Annotated in this window: 22 protein-coding genes; 10 read left to right on the forward strand and 12 right to left on the reverse strand. The window is 65.0% G+C overall.

Features of this window, described 5'->3' with window-relative positions; genetic code table 11:
• Nucleotides 1-40: 40 nt before the first annotated feature.
• The gene (locus tag KU306_RS07840; RefSeq protein ID WP_007545009.1) at nt 41-220 is read left to right on the forward strand and encodes a hypothetical protein; all 180 of its coding nucleotides are present in this window, start codon (nt 41-43) and stop codon (nt 218-220) included.
• Nucleotides 221-249: 29 nt separating this feature from the next.
• Here the strand turns inward: KU306_RS07840 and KU306_RS07845 are convergent, their stop codons facing one another.
• Together KU306_RS07845 and KU306_RS07850 are read right to left on the reverse strand one after the other, a co-directional pair.
• Complete coding sequence (locus tag KU306_RS07845) at nt 250-1,794, reverse strand: (R)-citramalate synthase (protein ID WP_258303363.1); 1,545 nt, start codon at nt 1,792-1,794, stop codon at nt 250-252.
• Nucleotides 1,795-2,011: 217 nt separating this feature from the next.
• The gene (locus tag KU306_RS07850) at nt 2,012-2,356 is read right to left on the reverse strand and encodes a DUF192 domain-containing protein (RefSeq protein WP_007545013.1); all 345 of its coding nucleotides are present in this window, start codon (nt 2,354-2,356) and stop codon (nt 2,012-2,014) included.
• Nucleotides 2,357-2,490: 134 nt separating this feature from the next.
• Between KU306_RS07850 and KU306_RS07855 the strand changes: the two genes are divergently transcribed.
• The 3 genes from KU306_RS07855 (at nt 2,491) to KU306_RS07865 (ending at nt 5,718) form a co-directional block, all read left to right on the forward strand.
• Nucleotides 2,491-3,033, forward strand: coding sequence for a DUF7097 family protein (locus KU306_RS07855; protein ID WP_258303364.1), 543 nt, complete (start codon nt 2,491-2,493; stop codon nt 3,031-3,033).
• 90 nt (nt 3,034-3,123) lie between these two features.
• Entirely contained in the window at nt 3,124-3,675 is a 552-nt protein-coding gene (locus tag KU306_RS07860) for a GMP synthase subunit A (RefSeq protein ID WP_007545016.1), read from the forward strand.
• 132 nt (nt 3,676-3,807) lie between these two features.
• Entirely contained in the window at nt 3,808-5,718 is a 1,911-nt protein-coding gene (locus tag KU306_RS07865; protein WP_258303365.1) for a DUF2070 family protein, read from the forward strand.
• 44 nt (nt 5,719-5,762) lie between these two features.
• Here the strand turns inward: KU306_RS07865 and KU306_RS07870 are convergent, their stop codons facing one another.
• The 7 genes from KU306_RS07870 to KU306_RS07900 all read right to left on the reverse strand — a co-directional run bounded on the left by KU306_RS07870 (nt 5,763) and on the right by KU306_RS07900 (nt 8,341).
• On the reverse strand, nt 5,763-5,969 hold the full coding sequence (locus tag KU306_RS07870; RefSeq protein ID WP_139198260.1) for an HVO_0649 family zinc finger protein: 207 nt from the start codon (nt 5,967-5,969) through the stop codon (nt 5,763-5,765).
• Nucleotides 5,970-6,122: 153 nt separating this feature from the next.
• Nucleotides 6,123-6,377, reverse strand: a complete 255-nt coding sequence (locus KU306_RS07875; RefSeq protein ID WP_007545019.1) for a DUF3194 domain-containing protein — start codon at nt 6,375-6,377, stop codon at nt 6,123-6,125.
• Nucleotides 6,378-6,755, reverse strand: coding sequence for a prefoldin subunit beta (locus tag KU306_RS07880; RefSeq protein ID WP_007545020.1), 378 nt, complete (start codon nt 6,753-6,755; stop codon nt 6,378-6,380).
• 43 nt (nt 6,756-6,798) lie between these two features.
• A complete protein-coding gene (locus KU306_RS07885) occupies nt 6,799-7,068 on the reverse strand; it encodes a KEOPS complex subunit Pcc1 (protein ID WP_007545021.1) in 270 nt (89 codons plus the stop codon).
• Nucleotide 7,069: 1 nt separating this feature from the next.
• The gene (locus KU306_RS07890; protein ID WP_004044283.1) at nt 7,070-7,204 is read right to left on the reverse strand and encodes a DNA-directed RNA polymerase subunit P; all 135 of its coding nucleotides are present in this window, start codon (nt 7,202-7,204) and stop codon (nt 7,070-7,072) included.
• A 32-nt stretch (nt 7,205-7,236) separates the two neighbouring features.
• Nucleotides 7,237-7,506, reverse strand: a complete 270-nt coding sequence (locus KU306_RS07895; RefSeq protein ID WP_007545022.1) for an eL43 family ribosomal protein — start codon at nt 7,504-7,506, stop codon at nt 7,237-7,239.
• A gap of 109 nt (nt 7,507-7,615) precedes the next feature.
• Nucleotides 7,616-8,341, reverse strand: coding sequence for a DUF2103 domain-containing protein (locus KU306_RS07900; RefSeq protein ID WP_007545023.1), 726 nt, complete (start codon nt 8,339-8,341; stop codon nt 7,616-7,618).
• A 172-nt stretch (nt 8,342-8,513) separates the two neighbouring features.
• Between KU306_RS07900 and KU306_RS07905 the strand changes: the two genes are divergently transcribed.
• Complete coding sequence (locus tag KU306_RS07905) at nt 8,514-9,329, forward strand: hypothetical protein (RefSeq protein WP_007545024.1); 816 nt, start codon at nt 8,514-8,516, stop codon at nt 9,327-9,329.
• 16 nt (nt 9,330-9,345) lie between these two features.
• On the opposite strand, the gene truD is transcribed toward KU306_RS07905, so the two are convergent.
• Both truD and pth2 read right to left on the reverse strand, forming a co-directional pair.
• The gene (truD, locus tag KU306_RS07910) at nt 9,346-10,692 is read right to left on the reverse strand and encodes a tRNA pseudouridine(13) synthase TruD (RefSeq protein ID WP_007545025.1); all 1,347 of its coding nucleotides are present in this window, start codon (nt 10,690-10,692) and stop codon (nt 9,346-9,348) included.
• Nucleotides 10,692-11,030 (reverse strand): peptidyl-tRNA hydrolase Pth2, encoded by a 339-nt coding sequence (pth2, locus tag KU306_RS07915; RefSeq protein ID WP_007545026.1) that lies wholly within the window; start codon nt 11,028-11,030, stop codon nt 10,692-10,694. Before pth2 ends, truD begins: the two co-directional genes overlap by 1 nt.
• Nucleotides 11,031-11,143: 113 nt before the next feature.
• Here pth2 and KU306_RS07920 point away from each other — a divergent pair, with 113 nt between their 5' ends.
• From KU306_RS07920 to KU306_RS07935, 4 genes are all read left to right on the forward strand, one after another.
• Nucleotides 11,144-11,884, forward strand: a complete 741-nt coding sequence (locus KU306_RS07920; RefSeq protein WP_007545028.1) for a Yip1 family protein — start codon at nt 11,144-11,146, stop codon at nt 11,882-11,884.
• A 101-nt stretch (nt 11,885-11,985) separates the two neighbouring features.
• Nucleotides 11,986-12,576 (forward strand): dCTP deaminase, encoded by a 591-nt coding sequence (gene dcd / locus KU306_RS07925; protein ID WP_258303366.1) that lies wholly within the window; start codon nt 11,986-11,988, stop codon nt 12,574-12,576.
• Nucleotides 12,573-13,478, forward strand: coding sequence for a thiamine-phosphate synthase family protein (locus KU306_RS07930; protein ID WP_258303367.1), 906 nt, complete (start codon nt 12,573-12,575; stop codon nt 13,476-13,478). Before dcd ends, KU306_RS07930 begins: the two co-directional genes overlap by 4 nt.
• 6 nt (nt 13,479-13,484) lie before the next feature.
• Complete coding sequence (locus tag KU306_RS07935) at nt 13,485-14,192, forward strand: class I SAM-dependent methyltransferase (RefSeq protein WP_258303368.1); 708 nt, start codon at nt 13,485-13,487, stop codon at nt 14,190-14,192.
• A 117-nt stretch (nt 14,193-14,309) separates the two neighbouring features.
• On the opposite strand, the gene KU306_RS07940 is transcribed toward KU306_RS07935, so the two are convergent.
• Nucleotides 14,310-15,233: a sulfide-dependent adenosine diphosphate thiazole synthase gene (locus KU306_RS07940; protein WP_258303369.1), complete on the reverse strand. Its 924-nt coding sequence runs from the start codon at nt 15,231-15,233 to the stop codon at nt 14,310-14,312.
• Between the two features lie 165 nt (nt 15,234-15,398).
• Between KU306_RS07940 and KU306_RS07945 the strand changes: the two genes are divergently transcribed.
• Nucleotides 15,399-16,379: a glutathione S-transferase family protein gene (locus KU306_RS07945; protein WP_258301632.1), complete on the forward strand. Its 981-nt coding sequence runs from the start codon at nt 15,399-15,401 to the stop codon at nt 16,377-16,379.
• The last annotated feature ends 41 nt before the right edge of the window (nt 16,380-16,420 follow it).

The raw sequence follows: 16,420 nt of genomic DNA on the forward strand, positions 1-16,420 counted from the left end.
TAGGATTCGATACATATCCCGTCCGGCCATTGGATGAGATATGAGTGCGAACGCAGCAGAGACGAACACGAGCGAAGAGGGCGGCACGCGCCGAATCAACGTGACGACTGTCCGTACCGGCCGCGTGGCCGACTTCGCGGAGACGGAACTCGGCGACGACGCAATCGGGTTCGAGCGCCGCGGTGGCTGGACCTACCTCGTCGCAAAAGAGACGCGCTGAGGCGCGCCGAATCGAAGTTCTTCAGCAGTCTAGTCGTCGGCCGACGCTGCAGGCTCCGAGACTCCCGGTGTCGGTGCAAGCAGGCGGTCGAGTGCATCGACCATCGCCTGCACGCTCGCGCGGGTGATGTCCGCGTCCGAGGCGGCGACAGCGACGCTGCGGTCGCCGCTTGACATCGTCACTTCGACGGTCACGACGGCGTCTGTCCCGCCGGTAATCGCGTCGACGTGGTAGTCGTCTAACTGCGCGTCTGCGTTGGGGCCGAGTGCTTTCCGGACTGCCTTGACCGCGGCGTCGACCGGGCCTGACCCCGTTCCGGAGGCGACTCGCTCGTCGCCATCGACACGGAGTCTGACACTCGCAGTCGGCGTCCCGCCGCCGGAGGCGGCCGTGAGGTCGAGGAGTTCGACCTGCCGGTCGCGTTCGAGTCCCTGCACGTCCTCGGCGAACGCGAGCAGGTCCGCGTCGGTGACGCGCTTGCCGCGGTCACCGAGTTCCTTCACGCGCTGGACGACGGCGGCGACTTCCTCGTCGGTGGCGTCGACGCCGTGTTCCTCCAGCGCGGCCTTGACACCGGCGCGTCCGGCGTGCTTCCCGAGGACGAGACGACGCTCCCGGCCCACCGTCTCCGGTGGGTAGGGTTCGTACATCGCGTCGTCTTTGAGCGTGCCATCGGTGTGGATGCCGCTTTCGTGCGTGAAGGCGTTCTCGCCGACGACGGCCTTGTTCGGCGGCAACACGACGCCGGTCGCGTGTGCGACTTTCTGTGCGAGCGCGTAGAGTTCGTCGAGTTTCACCGTCTCGACGTCATAGCAGTGGTGCAGCGCGATTGCGACCTCTTCGAGTGCGACGTTCCCGGCGCGCTCGCCGATGCCGTTGACTGTGGTGTGGACGAGGTCCGCGCCCGCAGCGAGGCTGGCGTGGACGTTCGCCATCGCGAGACCGAGGTCGTCGTGGGTGTGTGTCGAGGTCGGTCCGAGTTCGGCGAGACGCGAGACCACGTTGTAGGTGTGCTCGGGACTCGTGTGGCCGACCGTGTCCGCGAAACAGAAGCGGTCTGCCCCGGCGTCGTGGCTCGCCCGCGCGATGTCTTCGAGGAAGTCGGGGTCTGCCCGCGACCCGTCCTCGCCGATGACCTCGACCCAGAGGTCGTGGTCTTTCGCGTAGGCGACGAGTTCGGTGGTCGTCTCGACGACGCCGTCGCGGGTCGTTCCGACCTTCGACTCGACGTGGCGGTCGCTCGCCGGAACGACCAAGGTGATGCCGTCGACGTCGCAGTCGAGCGCGAGGTCGACGTCGCCCTTGACGCCGCGTGCGAAACTCGTGACCGTCGCGTCCAGCCCGAGCGAGGTAACGCGTTTTATCGTCTCGCGCTCGCCGGGACCGGTACAGGCGCTTCCGGCTTCGATAAACCCGACTTCGGCACGGTCGAGTGCGCGTGCGATGTCTGCTTTTTCGTCCGGCGACAGCGAGATGCCCGGCGCTTGCTCGCCGTCGCGGAGTGTGGTGTCCAACAGTGCTACGGAGTCAGAAGTAAGGGTGTGCTCGGCAGGCTCCCCGAATACATCGTTCACGGTAGAATCGTATCCTCGTGAGTCAGCGGAACCGTTGAATTTCACAGCCAGCCGTCTCGCGACGACTTACTCTATCCTCCGTCGGTGTGGTATCTCCCGACATGGTAGTTGTACAGATGTGTTGTCGGTTGTATAAAAGAGCGGGTTCCGACAGAAATTGGTGTCACGTTTCGGAAACCGACGGACTGAACCTCAACTCCAACTCCAGCCTCACCCCCTATTCGACTTCGACGAGGTCGCCTTCTTCCACGTCGTCTGCTGCCCCGGCAGGAAGTTCGACGATAGTGTCGGCCATGCCGAAGCCGATACCGGTCCACGCCGAGAGGCGTTTCTTCTTCGCGACCTCGCCACCGACGAGCCAGAGGGCGTCGATGTCAAAGGGGACGAACACCATGTGGAGACTGTGGCGGTCCACGTCGTCGAAGCGGAAGACGAGCGCGTAGTCGTCCGGAATCGCGCGGCGGAACATCAGCCCGCGCGCCTTCGTGAGGAACGAATCTGCCGTCTCGACGTCCGAGGCGAGCGTCGTGTGGTCTCCATTCCGTCGGTGGACGAGTTTCACGGCCGCGGATTCGGTGGGGTTCGTGATGAAACCTCCGCCGCGTCACCTCCAAGAAGGGCCACCGAGAGCAACGTTTACCCTGCCACCGCACCACCGAGAGCAACGTTTACCCCGCCACCGACCCGACGCCGGGTATGGAGCGGACGCCGACCGGGACCCCCGTCGGAGTCGACGACCCCTACGACCACGCCGGCCGATGCGACCACCTGACTGGCGACGGCGCGTGCCGACTCGCCCGCGAGTACGCCGACCGCGACCCCGAGTTCGCACGCGAGCGCGCACGCGAGAACTACGACTGCGTCGCCGCTGCGGAGGGGTGTGACTTCCGCGACTGCCCGCACTACGCATCGACCACCTCGGGCCGCGAGTGCATCCGGTGTGGACTCGAAGAGGTTCGAATGGCACACGACTCGACCGCCCGGCCACTCCTCGAAGAACACCACCTCTCCTACGGGAGCGGCGCGAACGCCGCGCACGCAGACGGTGAAGAGCCGTCTCACGAGATTACCGTCGCACTCTGTCGGTGGTGTCACACGAAAGTCCACAAGTCCTTCGCGCGCGTGGACGACGACGCCTCGCCCGACCCGGAGGCCATCGCTGCACGTGAAGCCCGTCGGACGAAAGAGCAAGCGGAGTTGGGTTTTCAGTCGGCGCGTGACCGCGCCAGCGACCGATAGGAATCGGTGAATGTGCCAATTCGATGCACGGATACGCTCATCTCGGCCAGTCTTCGATTCACTTTTACGCACGGTAGTCCAACCCGGCACATGACCCGCATCGTCGTCATCGACAACCACGGGCAGTTCACCCACCTCGAACGGCGCGCACTCCGTGACCTCGGCGTCGACACCGAACTCGTCGACAACGACACGGACCCGAACGACATCGACGCAGACGGCATCGTCCTCTCCGGCGGCCCCGACATGGACCGTATCGGCCGCAGTCCCGATTACCTCGACCTCGACGTCCCCGTCCTCGGCATCTGCCTCGGGATGCAGATTCTCGCCGAAGAACTCGGCGGCCGCGTCGGTGGCGGCGACTACGGCGGCTACGCCGACGTCGACGTAGAGATTCTCGACGACGACGACCCGCTTATCGGCTCGCTCGCCCCGGAGACTCGCGTCTGGGCCAGCCACGCCGACGAAGTCAAGGAAGTCCCCGAGGGATTCACCCACACCGGCACGAGCGACGTGTGTACCATCGAATCGATGAGCGACACCGAGCGCAACCTCTACGGCGTCCAGTGGCACCCCGAAGTCGCCCACACCGACGAAGGTGAGGAAGTCTTCGAGAACTTCATCGACATCTGCGAACAGTAAGCAATCTGACTGCTCGGTTCTGCTGATTTTCGCTCGAACCCGACGCCGTCCGATTTCGGACAGTGTCTTTCATCGTCGTTTCGCTGAGACAAGCCGAGACATTTACCGCCTTCCACCCTGTCTGTTCGAAAAATGACCTCCACGCAGAGCGACCTCGCTGGGTTGTCGCGGTTCATCTTCCGCGCACCCAAATGGTATACGAGTCTCGGCTTCGCCCTGCTCGTCGCTGCGATGGCGGGTGTTGCGGCGTTCGACTCCGGCGACCTCGCCGGGTCGTGGCGAGGACTCTTCTTCCTCGGGCGGGACGCGTGGGAAGGAATCTTCTTCATCGGCATTCCGACCGTCGTCGCGGCGTTCGGGACGACTGGCGTCGACCGATTCGTCGGCGGAAAACTCACGCATAATCGCTCGTCGCTTCTCGCGCTGGCGGGCGAAGTCATCATCGTCATGGTCGTCACGCTGGCGGCTATCGTGTCAGTCGGGACTGGACTCGGACAGCGATTCGTCTTCGACGCGCTCGTCGTGGCCCTCGCGTCGGTGTTCGCCTTCCGTCTCCTCATCATCATGGCGGTGTCGCGGTCGTCCCTGCTCATCGCCTCGGTTCCCGCGAGCATCCAGACGCTCACCGCCGCGGCGCTCCTGTTCGTCTACAGCGGGACGCTTCGCTTCTTCGAAGTCGGCGGCCCGCTCCTCGAAGCGTACCTGATGCCGTATCTCGCGCGCCCATCGCGCGCCCCGCCAGAACTCTCGGTCATCGCCCTCAGTCACTTCCAACTGCTGGTAATCTCGTGTGTCATCTACGCGCTGGCCGTCTACGCGTTCCTTCAGGTCGTCGACCGCCCGTGGCGTCGCAGCCTCGGCGTCTCGGTCCTCGATTTCATCCGGGGTTTCATCGGCCACGTCGCCGAGGGGACCCGCGAGTTAGAGGACTTCTTCGAACAACTCGGACAGGAGGCTATCGTCCCCGTGACGGTCCTCTCGTTCCGGCGAGACGACGGCACCGAGAAAGCCCGATTCGTCCTCCCGATGATTCATCCCGGACCGATGGGTGAAATCGGCGGGGGGAACTTCCCCGAACGCGTTGCTCGCCGCTCCGAAGGCTTGGCCTTCCCGCCTCACGCGACCGCCGGACACGACTTCAACCTCGTGACCGAGCGCGAAGTCGACGTGGTGCTCGACGCCATCGACTGTGCTGCCGACGACATCGAGTACACGTCGGAAGCGACACAGAGCGTCCGCGTCGAGTCGGGAGACGCGAAGATGCTCGGGCAGTCGTTCGGCGACGACGCCGTCCTCGTCTCGACGTACGCTCCGCTCTTCGCCGACGACGTCGAGTACGCAGTCGGCCTCTCGGCGGCCGCCGAAGCCAGAACGACCGGCCTCGACGACGTGCTCTTGGTCGACGCTCACAACTGCAACAACGGACTTTCCGGCCCCGACCTCGGCCACGTCACGCCGGGCAGCAAGCGCTCGTTCGACATGATATCCGCGGCGGGGCTCGCGGGCGAACGACTCACCGAAGCCAGCCGAGACTCGTTGTCGATGGGGACCGCGTGGGAGGAGACCGACTGGGTTCCCCGCGAGGGAATCGGCCCGCTCGGTATTCGCGTGGCTGTCACCCGAGTCGACGGGCAGACGACGGCCTACGTCCTCATCGACGGCAACAACATGGAACCGGGACTCCGCGACCGTATCGTCGACGCGCTCACGACGACCGACGGCGGCGTCGACGTGGCCGAAGTGATGACGACGGACACGCACATCGTCAACACCGTCGAAGCCGAAAACCAGGTCGGCTCGGCCATCGACCAGGACGAACTCCTCGCGACCATCGAACGCCTCACCGACGCGGCGCTCGACGACTGCGAACCGGTCACTGCGGGGATGGCGACCCGGCGCGCAGAAGTGACCATCTTCGGAAACGACCGAACCGAAACGCTCGCCAGCCACGCCAACGCCGTCGTCTCCATGGGCGGGGCACTCGCGCTGGCGGTCATCCTCGCTGCGATGGCCGTCAGTCTTCTCGTGTTCTTCCTCGCGTAGCCACTCGGTGAGTGGGGTGCGTGACGAAAATCGACCCCGTCACGTCACTTCAGTTTGAGCGTTCGAACTTCGATAGCGCCACAACTCGGACAGACGCGTCGGTAGTCGATTCGGTTGCCCGTCGTCTTCGCGGACCACTCACCGTCCTCGTCTACGAACCCGCACTTCGAGCACTCGCGGTCGGCGTCGGTGTAGTGGTCGCGCAGTCGGTCCAACGCTGTCGTTCCTCTCCGTGGCCGCCTGGTTGACATGCGTTAACTTATGGCATTAAGTGGTATAGATGTACCGCCGAACACTGAGGATAGTTGATACTCACAGTGACGGTGGACAGGCCGACGTCGTGACGGACGGAGCGCCCGCTCCGCTCAGCGGTCGGCGAGTCACGGGGGGTGCCCGCGAGAACCCTATTCGTCTTCAGCGGCCGCGAACAGTTCGTCCACGGCTTCCTGCGCTGTCTTGGCCGCCTCGTCGGCGACCGCGGCAGCGTTCTCGGCGTCGTCGGGTGCGTTGATGTACACGTCGACATCGAGCACGCCATCTTCGAACGTCACGGTGACGTCGAAGTCTTTGACGCGGGATTGTTTGAACCGGTCGAAGATGAGGCCTTCAGCCGCCTCTGCGGCGGTTTCGACGACCTCTTCGTCGCTCGGCTGTGGCATTTACGCGCCGCCGGGGCCCATCGGGCCAGCGCCGCCGCCCTGCAGCATCTGCTGGAGTTCTTCCTGCAGACTCTCGAATTTGTCCTGCACGCGCGTCTCCTGCTTCGTGAGCTGCTCGACGCGGACTTCGAGGCTGTCGACCTTCTCTTCGAGGTCGTCTTTGGCTTCGTCGTAGTCGGCTTCGACGAGGAGTTCGCCGACTTCGCGGTACATCTTCGTGTCCGCGTCGATGTCTTCGAGGGTCTCCAGTGCCGTCTTCGCCTCGTTGAGCGCAGTCTCGGAGGACTGCTTCTGCTCAGCGACGTTCTGGGCGGTTTCCTGAAGGTTCTGAAGTTCTTCGAGCTTCTCCTGCGCTTCCGGCGGCAGACTTCCCTGCATACCCGAACCGACGGGCCGCCGGCCCTAAAACACCCGCGGTCTCCTACGCGAGTCGGCCGCGGTCTGTCGCGGCGTCGAAAACAGTCTCTGCGGCCTCGACGAGGCGAATCCACGTGTTGACGCCGGCGCGGAGGGCGACGAGGTCGTCGGCCTCGATGGTGACGACGACCGTCTTGCCCTCGCGGTGGACGCTCGCGCCCGAGCGAGCGTCGTCTATCTCGCCGACTTCGACCGCGATGCTTCGCTCGACGATGCGTGCGCGCCGCTCGTCGGGGTAGTCGAATTCGAGAGCAGCGCGATGCGCTGTGCGCACGTTACTCGACGGCGACTTCTTTCACGTTGGGGGACCGCTCCTTCAGGAGGACGCGGTGCCCACAGTACGGACAGCGAACGCCACCGAACTCGTCCAGTTCGACGTCGCGTTTACACCGGGAACACTTGTAGCTCATTGGTAGTGTGAGGAATCGAGGCTGCTGCGGCGTTATTCGTCCTCGCCGGTCAGCGCGGCGCGGATGGAACGACGAACCTGCTTGCCTGCGGGGGTCTCGGGGCGGTAGGAACCGCCGGTGAAGACCTCACCGGTCTCTTCGTTCTTCCAGATACCAGTTCCAACGCGAGTGACGTCGTCGCCGTCGACCTTGGAATTTCGCATCTCTGCTTCGATTTCCTTGACGCGGCGGCGGGCGACGCGGCCGTACCGTGCGCCAAAGCGCCCGGCACTTCCGACGGACCGTGCCTTATTCTCGGCCATAGTACCGCCTACTACCCCAGCGGCATGGATAAACCCTACGAGTCGAGTCGGCGACGACGTCGCCCCGTGTGGGACACTATCCCCCCTCGTCGCGCCCTGCTCGGGCGTGCTATTCGTCCTGTAACTCCGCCTCGCGGAGCGCGTCGTTCAGGTCGTCCCTGACTCGCTCGCCCGTCTCCCGGTTCATCGCCGTCGTCACGATGCGGTTTTCCTGTACGCTCGACCCGTCGCGGAGGAGCAAGCGAACGTTGCCGTTGTTGTCGGCGCGCGTGACCTTCGCCCGGAGCCCCGACTGCGACCCCTTCCCGCCGGCGTCGATGGGGCCGGGGATGACCTTCTTGACGTGCGGGTGCCCGGCGACAACGCCAATCGCGCGCCGACCCTTCCGGTCGCCGATGAGCGTCGTGTGGCTCCCGCCGAGCTTTTCGGCTGGCGGGATATCGACGACTTCCAGCGCCCGTTCGCCCCGTCTGTCGAGGACGGCAGCCACGGGGTCGTCGTCGGCGACGCGGTAGAATTCGTAGTGGAGTTGCGCCCGCGTCTCGCGAAGTGGGTCGCGCTCGCCAGCAGCGTAGACTGTCTCGGGGCGCTTTCGGCGAATCTCGTCGGCGACGAGGCCGGCGAAGTTCCGCAGTTGGACGACCTTCGTCTCGTCGCCGGACTCTGGAATCGTCGTCACGGTGGTCTCGCCGACGACGTCGTCTTCGTCGAGATACGTCAGCGTCGCTCGGTCGGCTTCGAAGACGGCGACCACGGCGTCGCAGTTGGCGGTGTTGCAGGTGAGACAGTAGTCTCCCGGTTTCGCTAACGGCGTTCCACACCGCCGACAGTGCATAAATCCCCCTCGGGCGTGCGTCTACAAAAGGTCGTTTATACATCGACCGACCCCTCGTGTTCTGCACATTGACCGCCCCCTCGTGTTCTGCACATCGACCGACCCCTCATATCCCCTCGCCCGCCTGACACGGTGGCGAAAACTATTGGTGGCCCGTCCGTGAGGCACGCGTATGCAGGGTCTACACCGGGGGGCTCTTCTCGCGTCTCTCCTCCCGCTCGCCTTGGTCGGCCTCGTCGGCTTGTTCGCCCTCGCCCTCGACCCCGAAGCGACCATTCGAATCGCCACCGAACTGGCGAACCAGGCGTTGGCACTGGCACGCGCAGTCGCCTCGTATCTCCGCCGGGCGGCCCCCATCTCGACTGGCCTGTTCGCCGTCTTCGCGTGGGTCGCCGCCAGCACCTTCAGCGCGTTCTTCGTCCACCGCGACCACAGTGATACGCGCACGATGGCCGAACTCGCTTTCGCCCTCGTCGCCTCCGCGACGATTCCGCTCGTCGCGGTCTTCGCCCGTGACCGCCCCATCGTGGTCGTCGGAACGAGTGTCGTCCTTCTTGCGGCCGCAGGTGCCGTCTTCGCCGGCCGGTCCAACACGGAAGGCGTCGTCACCGGCTCGCTGTACGCGGTCGCACCTATCGCAGTCGGCGGGGCTGTCGCGTATCTCTTCGTCAGCCCGTCGGTCGCGCAGATTGCGACGCTCGCACTCCCGCTGGCTGTCGGCTACTCTCTCGGCGTCGCCAGCGCACACGGTCGCCCGACTGCGGGCGCGTTCGTCTCCACGCTCGCGTTCGCCATCCCGGCGTGGACGTACTTCCCGCCCGCCGCAGAGGCTTCGGGCTTCCAACTCGGGACCGTCGGGTTAGCAGTCGGCTTTGCCATCGCGGCGGTCCTCTTGTCGCTCCCGTTCGCTGCCATCGGCTACGCGACGACGCGAACGACGAAAGCAACGAAAGCGCCCCCGAACGCGTCAGCAACGGCAGACGAATAACTCGAAAAAGCGCGCCTCAGAGGTCGAGCGGCCCGGCCTTCAGATACTCGCGCATCACGGCGGTCGCGTACGACCCGTGCGGGAGGCCGAAGTCGAAGACCAAACTCTCGTCTTCGACCGTCAGGTCCGTGCGGACGAGAATCGCCCGTCGCGTCCCGGTCGAACGGAAGTTTCCGGGGAGGTCGAAGTCGGCGGGTTCGAGGTCGAGGTCGTCGAGAACCTCGCGTTCGATATCGCCCTGCTCGCCCTCGGCGAGTTCCGTCTCGGTGCCGACGAGGGGTGCCGTGACGAACGCCCGGCCGCGCTCGATGTGGCGGGCCATCACGTCCACTCGGCGGCCGGTGGCCGACTGGAGACGGCTCACGTCTGGAATCTCGATTCCGTCCGGGGCGTCGCGGTCGGCGAAGGCCACGACGTCGCCCTCGATTGGGCTGTCGAAGGGGAGGCCGCGGTCGAGTCGCTCCGAGAGTATCTGGTTGAAGACGTACGACTGCGCGGCGTTGACGAACAGGCGCTGGAGGTTCGAGGGCACCGATTCGAGCGCGTTTCGCCAGTCGTCGTCGGTCTCCGCGCCGTCTTCTGCGAGTCGGTGGAGCATGCCGCGCTCGTAGCCGAGGTAGCCCGGAATCGCGTCGAGCGCGCGGTGCCAATCCGGGTCGGCCGAGGCCGCTTCCTCGTCGACGATGGCCCGGCCTTTCTGCGTCTCCTCGGGTTCGTCTTCGGTCGGCCCGCCGCAGTACGCGAGGACGGCCTCGCGCCACTCGCCGCGGACGACGTGCAGGCCGACTGTGTGGGTAATAGGTCGGATACTGCCGAATCGCTGGTGGCCGAAGTAGTTGGGGACGCCGACCATGCCGTCGCGACCGCCGAACTCGCGGAGCGAGTCGGTGATGTCCGCGACGTTCTCAGGGTGGTCGGGGTTGCGGACGCGAATACGGAAGTGGTTGCCCGCGAGGTCGCCGAAGTCGAGCGTCCGGCCGAGTCGGCCGACGACTTCGATATCGGCGTTTCGAATCTCGGGCACGTCGTCGGCGTCGCCGCCGTGGACCGTGAATAGCTGGGTCGTGACTGCGTGTTTGTCTTTCGTGCCCGCCCACGAGACGCGCTCTCTGCTGACGCCGAGTTCGTCAGAGAGGTGGCCTGCGAAGTCGTTGGTGTCCCAGCCGCGGAGCGTGACGCGGAGGACGAGATTCGGGAAGTCGCCGGTCGGCGCGTCCGGCGGGCGAATGTTCAGCGAGTCGAGTTCGACTTCTCGGACGCCGAAGTCCTCGGGTTCGACGCGGAGCACGCCGCCGATGCCGTCGGCGTCACTCACGTAGTGGTCGATACCGACCGCCCGCTCTGTGGGGTGCGCCTCGCGCATCAGTACAGAGAGAGGTCGCCCGTGACGCGGTCGACGAGGTCGTCGTCGGCCGGCCCGATTGCCAGTGCAGTCACCGTTCCCGGTTCGAGTTGGGTGTGGCCGGCGTCGCGGATGATGGCGTGCGGGATGCCTTCGTGTTCGGCCTTCGAGGCGAGTTCGAACAGTTTCGATTCGCCGTTCGCCTTGAGGACGACCTTCTTCTGTCCTTCGCCTTTCCAGCGCTTTCGCGTCCGCGAGTCCGTGTCCTCGTAGGCGGACAGCGACGCGTGTGCGACCTGCGCGGCGAGTTTCCCCTCGCCCATGCCGATGTCGGCTCGTGCGACGATGGCCTGTTTCATGCGCCCTACTCCCCGCCGACGCGGTAAATGTCCTCCCATCGCTGAGCCGTGCAGACACGCTGTCCCTCCTTCGGGTCAAAAGAAACTTACCTGACACTACCCACGTTCAGTCGATGACTGGTCCCCGAACACCCCTCCTCAACCCGCGCGAATACTTCGCGTCGAAGACACCGCCGCTCGACCTCGGCAGGGCAGTCGTCGCTGTCGCGGTCGTCACGCTCGTCCTCGCTGCCGGTATCGGCGGTCTCCTCTGGACGTTCACACAGCAACTCGACCAACAGGTCACGGTCGACAACCCCGAACACCACCCCGAGTGGGCGTGCGAAAAGTACGAAGACGGCGGCCCGTTCGATGATATGTCTCCACCCGAGGGGTGCGACCCGTCCGTCCCCGAAGAGATGCAACGGCCGCTAGGCGAACTCATCTGGGAGGAGTTCTCGTGGGTTCCGTGGGCCACGCTGGTGCTCGTTCCCCTCACGTGGCTGTTCGAGGGAGCGATGCTTCACATCGGGAGTTCACTCGTCGGCGGCGAGGGTCGGTTCACCGACACGCTCGCAGTCGCCGGCTGGGGGATGGTTCCCACCGCGGTCCGAACCCTCGTCGTCGGGTCGTACCTCATCTATCGACTCGGGTCGCTGTCGCTCCCGTCGTCGCCTGAAGCTGCGGTTCAGGCGGTTCAAACAGCTGTCAGTGGTCTCGGCCCCATCTCGGGTGCCGTCATGCTCGTCGTCGTCGCGTGGGCGACGTACATCCGAACGTACGGACTCGCCCGCGCCCGCGACCTCCCCGTGGGAACCGCTGCGGTCGTCACCGTCGGACTGTCGCTCGTGGGGCTCCTCTTCGAACTCGTCTGAGGGTCGGTGCGCCCCACGGCTGACTCGATAGTCGTGTCACCTCATCTATGCCGCCGAAACGAGAGGATGGATTTACCTACGTACGTCGCGCTCATTCGAGCATGATACTCTCCGACGCCGACATCCTCGCTCGCCTCGAAGCGGGGGACCTCGTAATCGACCCGCTCGACGACATCGACATGCAGGTCCAGCCGGCGAGCGTGGACCTCCGACTGGGGACGGAGTTCCTGGAGTTCCAGCGAACGAACATCTCGTGTATCCACCCGAACCGCGAAGACGAAGTTTCGACCTACGTCGACGAGACCTACGTCGAGGAAGGCGACGACTTCATCCTCCACCCCGGCGACTTCGTCCTCGGGACGACCAAAGAGCGCGTCGAGATTCCCGACGACCTGCTCGCGACGGTCGAAGGCCGGTCGTCGCTCGGCCGTCTCGCAATCGTCATCCACGCGACTGCCGGTATCGTCGACCCCGGCTACGAGGGTCAGATTACGCTCGAACTGTCGAACCTCGGTTCCGCGCCCGTCGCGCTCACGCCGGGAATGCGCATCTCGCAACTCGTGTTCACGGAGATGAAGTCGCCCGCGGACCGGCCCTACGGTGCCGAGCGTGGGTCGAAGTATCAGGGCCAGCGCGGCCCGCAGGCGTCGCGTATCGGGTCTGACCCCGAATTCGGAGACACTGAAAAATGAAATTCATCGAAGAGCTCGTCGTCGACGAGTTTCTCCCGACGTTCCGCGCGCTCCTCGCAGAGGACCTCCGCGACCGCGGGTTCACCCAGTCGGAGGTGGCGGACGCGCTCGGAATCAGCCAGAGCGCCGTCTCGAAGTACGCCCACGGCGAGGTCAACGTGAACGCCCGCGTCGCGGACGACACGCGCGTCCGCGAACTGGTCGACCAAGTCGGTGAGGGACTCGCAACCGGCGACATGACGCCGGTGCAAGCCCTGGTCGAAGCCGAGGTGCTCATCCGGCAACTCGAAGAGGCGGACCTCCTCTCTGACCTCCACGAAGAAGCGATGCCCGAACTGGCCTCGTACGACGGCTTCCACAACATCCACGACCCAGAGAGTCACCTGCGAACGGTCGAACAGGTTCGCTCGTCGGTTCGGCGGGGACTTCGGAAGCTCACCAACACCTCGGGGTTCGCGGGACTCATCCCGAACGTCGGGTCGAATCTGGTGGAGTCGCTGCCGGACGCCGAGGGAATCGACGACATCGCCGGCATCCCCGGCCGCATCTTCGACGTGAAGGGACAGGCGACGGTTCCGGGCGAACCGGAGTTCGGCGTCAGCGAACACGTCGCGTCCGTGCTCCTGTCGGCCCGTGCCGCCGATGCCGACGTGAACGCCGGTCTCAACATCGTCTACGACGCCGGTGTCGTCGAGGAACTCGAAGCCGCCGGCTACGAATGCATCGAGTTCGATGCAGACGCGCCCACTGACCCGGTTCGCGCCGTGCTCGAAGCCCGCGACGACGACCTCCCGGAGACGTTCGTCGTCTACCAGACCGGGAGCTACGGCATCGAGCCGATTACCTACGTCCTCGGCCCCGACGCCCCGACTGTCGCCGACGCGGTTCGCGTGCTGCTCTGAAGGACGATGGCTCCCGACTTCTCGGCGGAACTGTCTCCTGACTCCGACGCCCGCTCGCCAGCGACTATCGCGCAATCGTTCTACACGCGCTGGGCACGTCTCTACGACACGCTCGCCCGCCGAGCGCCGGGTGTCGGAACCGTCCGCGAAGAGGCGGCAGACGCCCTCGACCTCTCACCCGGCGAGACGGTGGTCGAGATGGGCTGTGGAACCGGCGCGAACCTCCCGTACCTCGCGGAACGCGTCGGCACCGACGGAACCGTCGTCGGCGTCGATTTCTCACCCGGCGTCCTCGACGTGGCTCGCGAGCGCGTGCACGACTACCCGAACGTCCACCTTGTCCGCGCCGACGCGACCCGGCCACCGCTCGCCGACCCGGACGTGATTCTCGCGACGTTCGTCTCGGGGATGTTCGACGACCCCGCAGCAGTCGTCTCGTCGTGGGCGGACCTCCTCGGACCGGGCGGGCGGCTCTGTCTCGTCGACCTCGCGGAGACGACGGATTCGACGTGGCGGGCGCTCAACCCACTCTTTCGAGCACTCGTTCGCGTCACTGCACCACCCGGCACGCGGACGATGCGCGGGTCGCCGACTGCGATGCTCGACGAGCGACTCGTCTCTGCGCATCAGATGCTCGAAAAACGGTGTCGTGTGACTCACCGAGAAAGGCACGTATTCGGGTTCGCACGCGTCAGGGCGGGCGTCGTCGAGTGAGTCGGACAGTAAGTCGGTAGGTGGTCGGGGGATACTGTCGGTAGGTGGTCAGAGAGTCGAAATAGGTTGCGTCAAAGAGGCACTGGGGGAAGTAGCAACGGGACCGGGGGAGACGGCCTAGTCGTCGGCGGCTGCGGGACCGCTGATGGTCACTTCAGCCGCGTCGCGGCCGAGTTCGTCGAGGCAGGACTGCGCCGCCTGCTTCCCGGACAGGAGCATGGCACCGAAGGTCGGACCCATGCGCGGGAGGTGGTGAGCCGTGGCGACGGCCATGCCGGAGGCGACGACGCCGGGGTGGACGACGCCCGTCTGCTCGACGATGTTGTCTTCGCTCTCGGAGACCCACATCGAGTCGTGGCCGGGCGAGTCGTGGCCGGGTGCGCCGTACTCGCCGTCGCTCGTCTTGTCCATTCCCGTGTTGTGCTCTTTGGCGTGCTCGATACCGCTCACGTCGAGGACGCCGCGCTCGGAGAGCTTCGAGAGGACGACGGCGTCGTGGCCCGTCGCGTCGAGCACGAGGTCGGACTCGACGGCGATGGGGTCGACACAGGTGAGTTCGCGCGGGAGGGCGTGGACCGGCGTCCAGTTCATGACGATGCCGCCGACGCGGTCGTCTTCGCGGAGGACGACGTCGGTGAACTCGGTCATGTTCTGGATTTCGGCACCGGCGTCACAGGCGGCCTTGATGAGCGCGGAACAGGCGTGCGGGCCGTCCGCGACGTAGAGTCCGTCGGCCTCGTCACTTTCCTCGTACGGAACGTCGAGTTCGTCGAGGACTTCGTGAGCGGGGCTGCGGACAGTGATTTTGTTCATCAGGAACCCACCGAGCCAGAAGCCGCCGCCGAGGTAGTTGTTCTTCTCGACGATGGTTACGTCGACGTCGCGTTCCGCCAGTTCCTTCGCTGCGACGAGCCCGGAGGGACCGCCGCCGACGATGATGACTTCGGTGTCCGTCCGCTCGCGGAACTCCTCCATCCACGAGTCGGAGATTGCGCGCGTGACCTGTGCTTCTGTCGCGTCGGTGAATCCATCGAACGACATACTACCTAGTGATATTACTTAGTAGTAAAACGTTTCGACACGCACACCTCTCCGTCGAGAGACGACGAAACTCCCGTAGACCCCGGTTACATCCATGTCGCCTGCCTCTTTTTGTTGGCGAGGTCCGTACGATGTGTTAATGCCCGAATCAGAGGTGGCAGTCGCATGAACATGCTCTACGACGGTGAGTGGCGAACCGACGAGTTCGTCGCTAACAACGAAGACGGAGAGTTCGAGCGACAGACCACGACGTTCCGAAACTGGGTCGGCGAGGACGACCGGTTCCCCGTCGAATCGGGACGGTATCACCTGTACATCTGTCGCGCCTGCCCGTGGGCACACCGCACCGCGATGACGCGCGCCCTGCTGGGACTCGAAGACGTCATCTCCCTCTCGCTCGTCGAACCGGTGCGCATCGACGACGGGTGGGAGTTCTCCGAGGAGTACCCCGACCCGCTCTACGGCGAGGAGTTCCTCCGCGACGTCTACCTCCGGGCCGACGAAGAGTTCACCGGCCGCGTGACGGTTCCAGTGCTGTGGGACAAAGAACGCGAAACCATCGTCAACAACGAGTCGCGCGAGATAATGCGGATGTTGACGACCGCGTTTTCAGACCTCACGACGACCGGGGTCGACTTGCTTCCCGAGGGGTCCGAAGACGAGGTAGACCGCCTCATCGACGAGATTTACGACCCGATAAACAACGGCGTCTACCGCGCTGGATTCGCATCGACCCAAGAGGCCTACGAAAACGCCGTCACCGAACTGTTCGACGCGCTGGACCACTGGGACGACGTGCTCGCCGACCAGCGATTCCTCGCCGGTGACACGCTCACCGAGGCGGACATCGCCATGTTCGTGACGCTGATTCGCTTCGACCACGTCTACCACACGCACTTCAAGTGCAACAAGAAGGCCATCCACGAGTACGACAACCTCTGGAACTACACGAAGGAACTCTACCAGTTGCCCGGCGTCGAAAAGACGGTCAACATGGACCACATCGTTCGCCACTACTTCGTCAGCCACGACGACATCAACCCCAAGCGTATCTACGCTGTCGGCCCGGACCTCGACTTCACCGAACCGCACGACCGGGACCGACTTGACGCCGACCTCCCGCCAGCTATCGCCGCCGACGACTAAGTACAGCACCCTCTATTTTCGCTCCGCTTCTCCCCCGCGAC

Source organism: Haloferax larsenii (genome assembly GCF_024730625.1).
GTDB lineage: Archaea > Halobacteriota > Halobacteria > Halobacteriales > Haloferacaceae > Haloferax > Haloferax larsenii.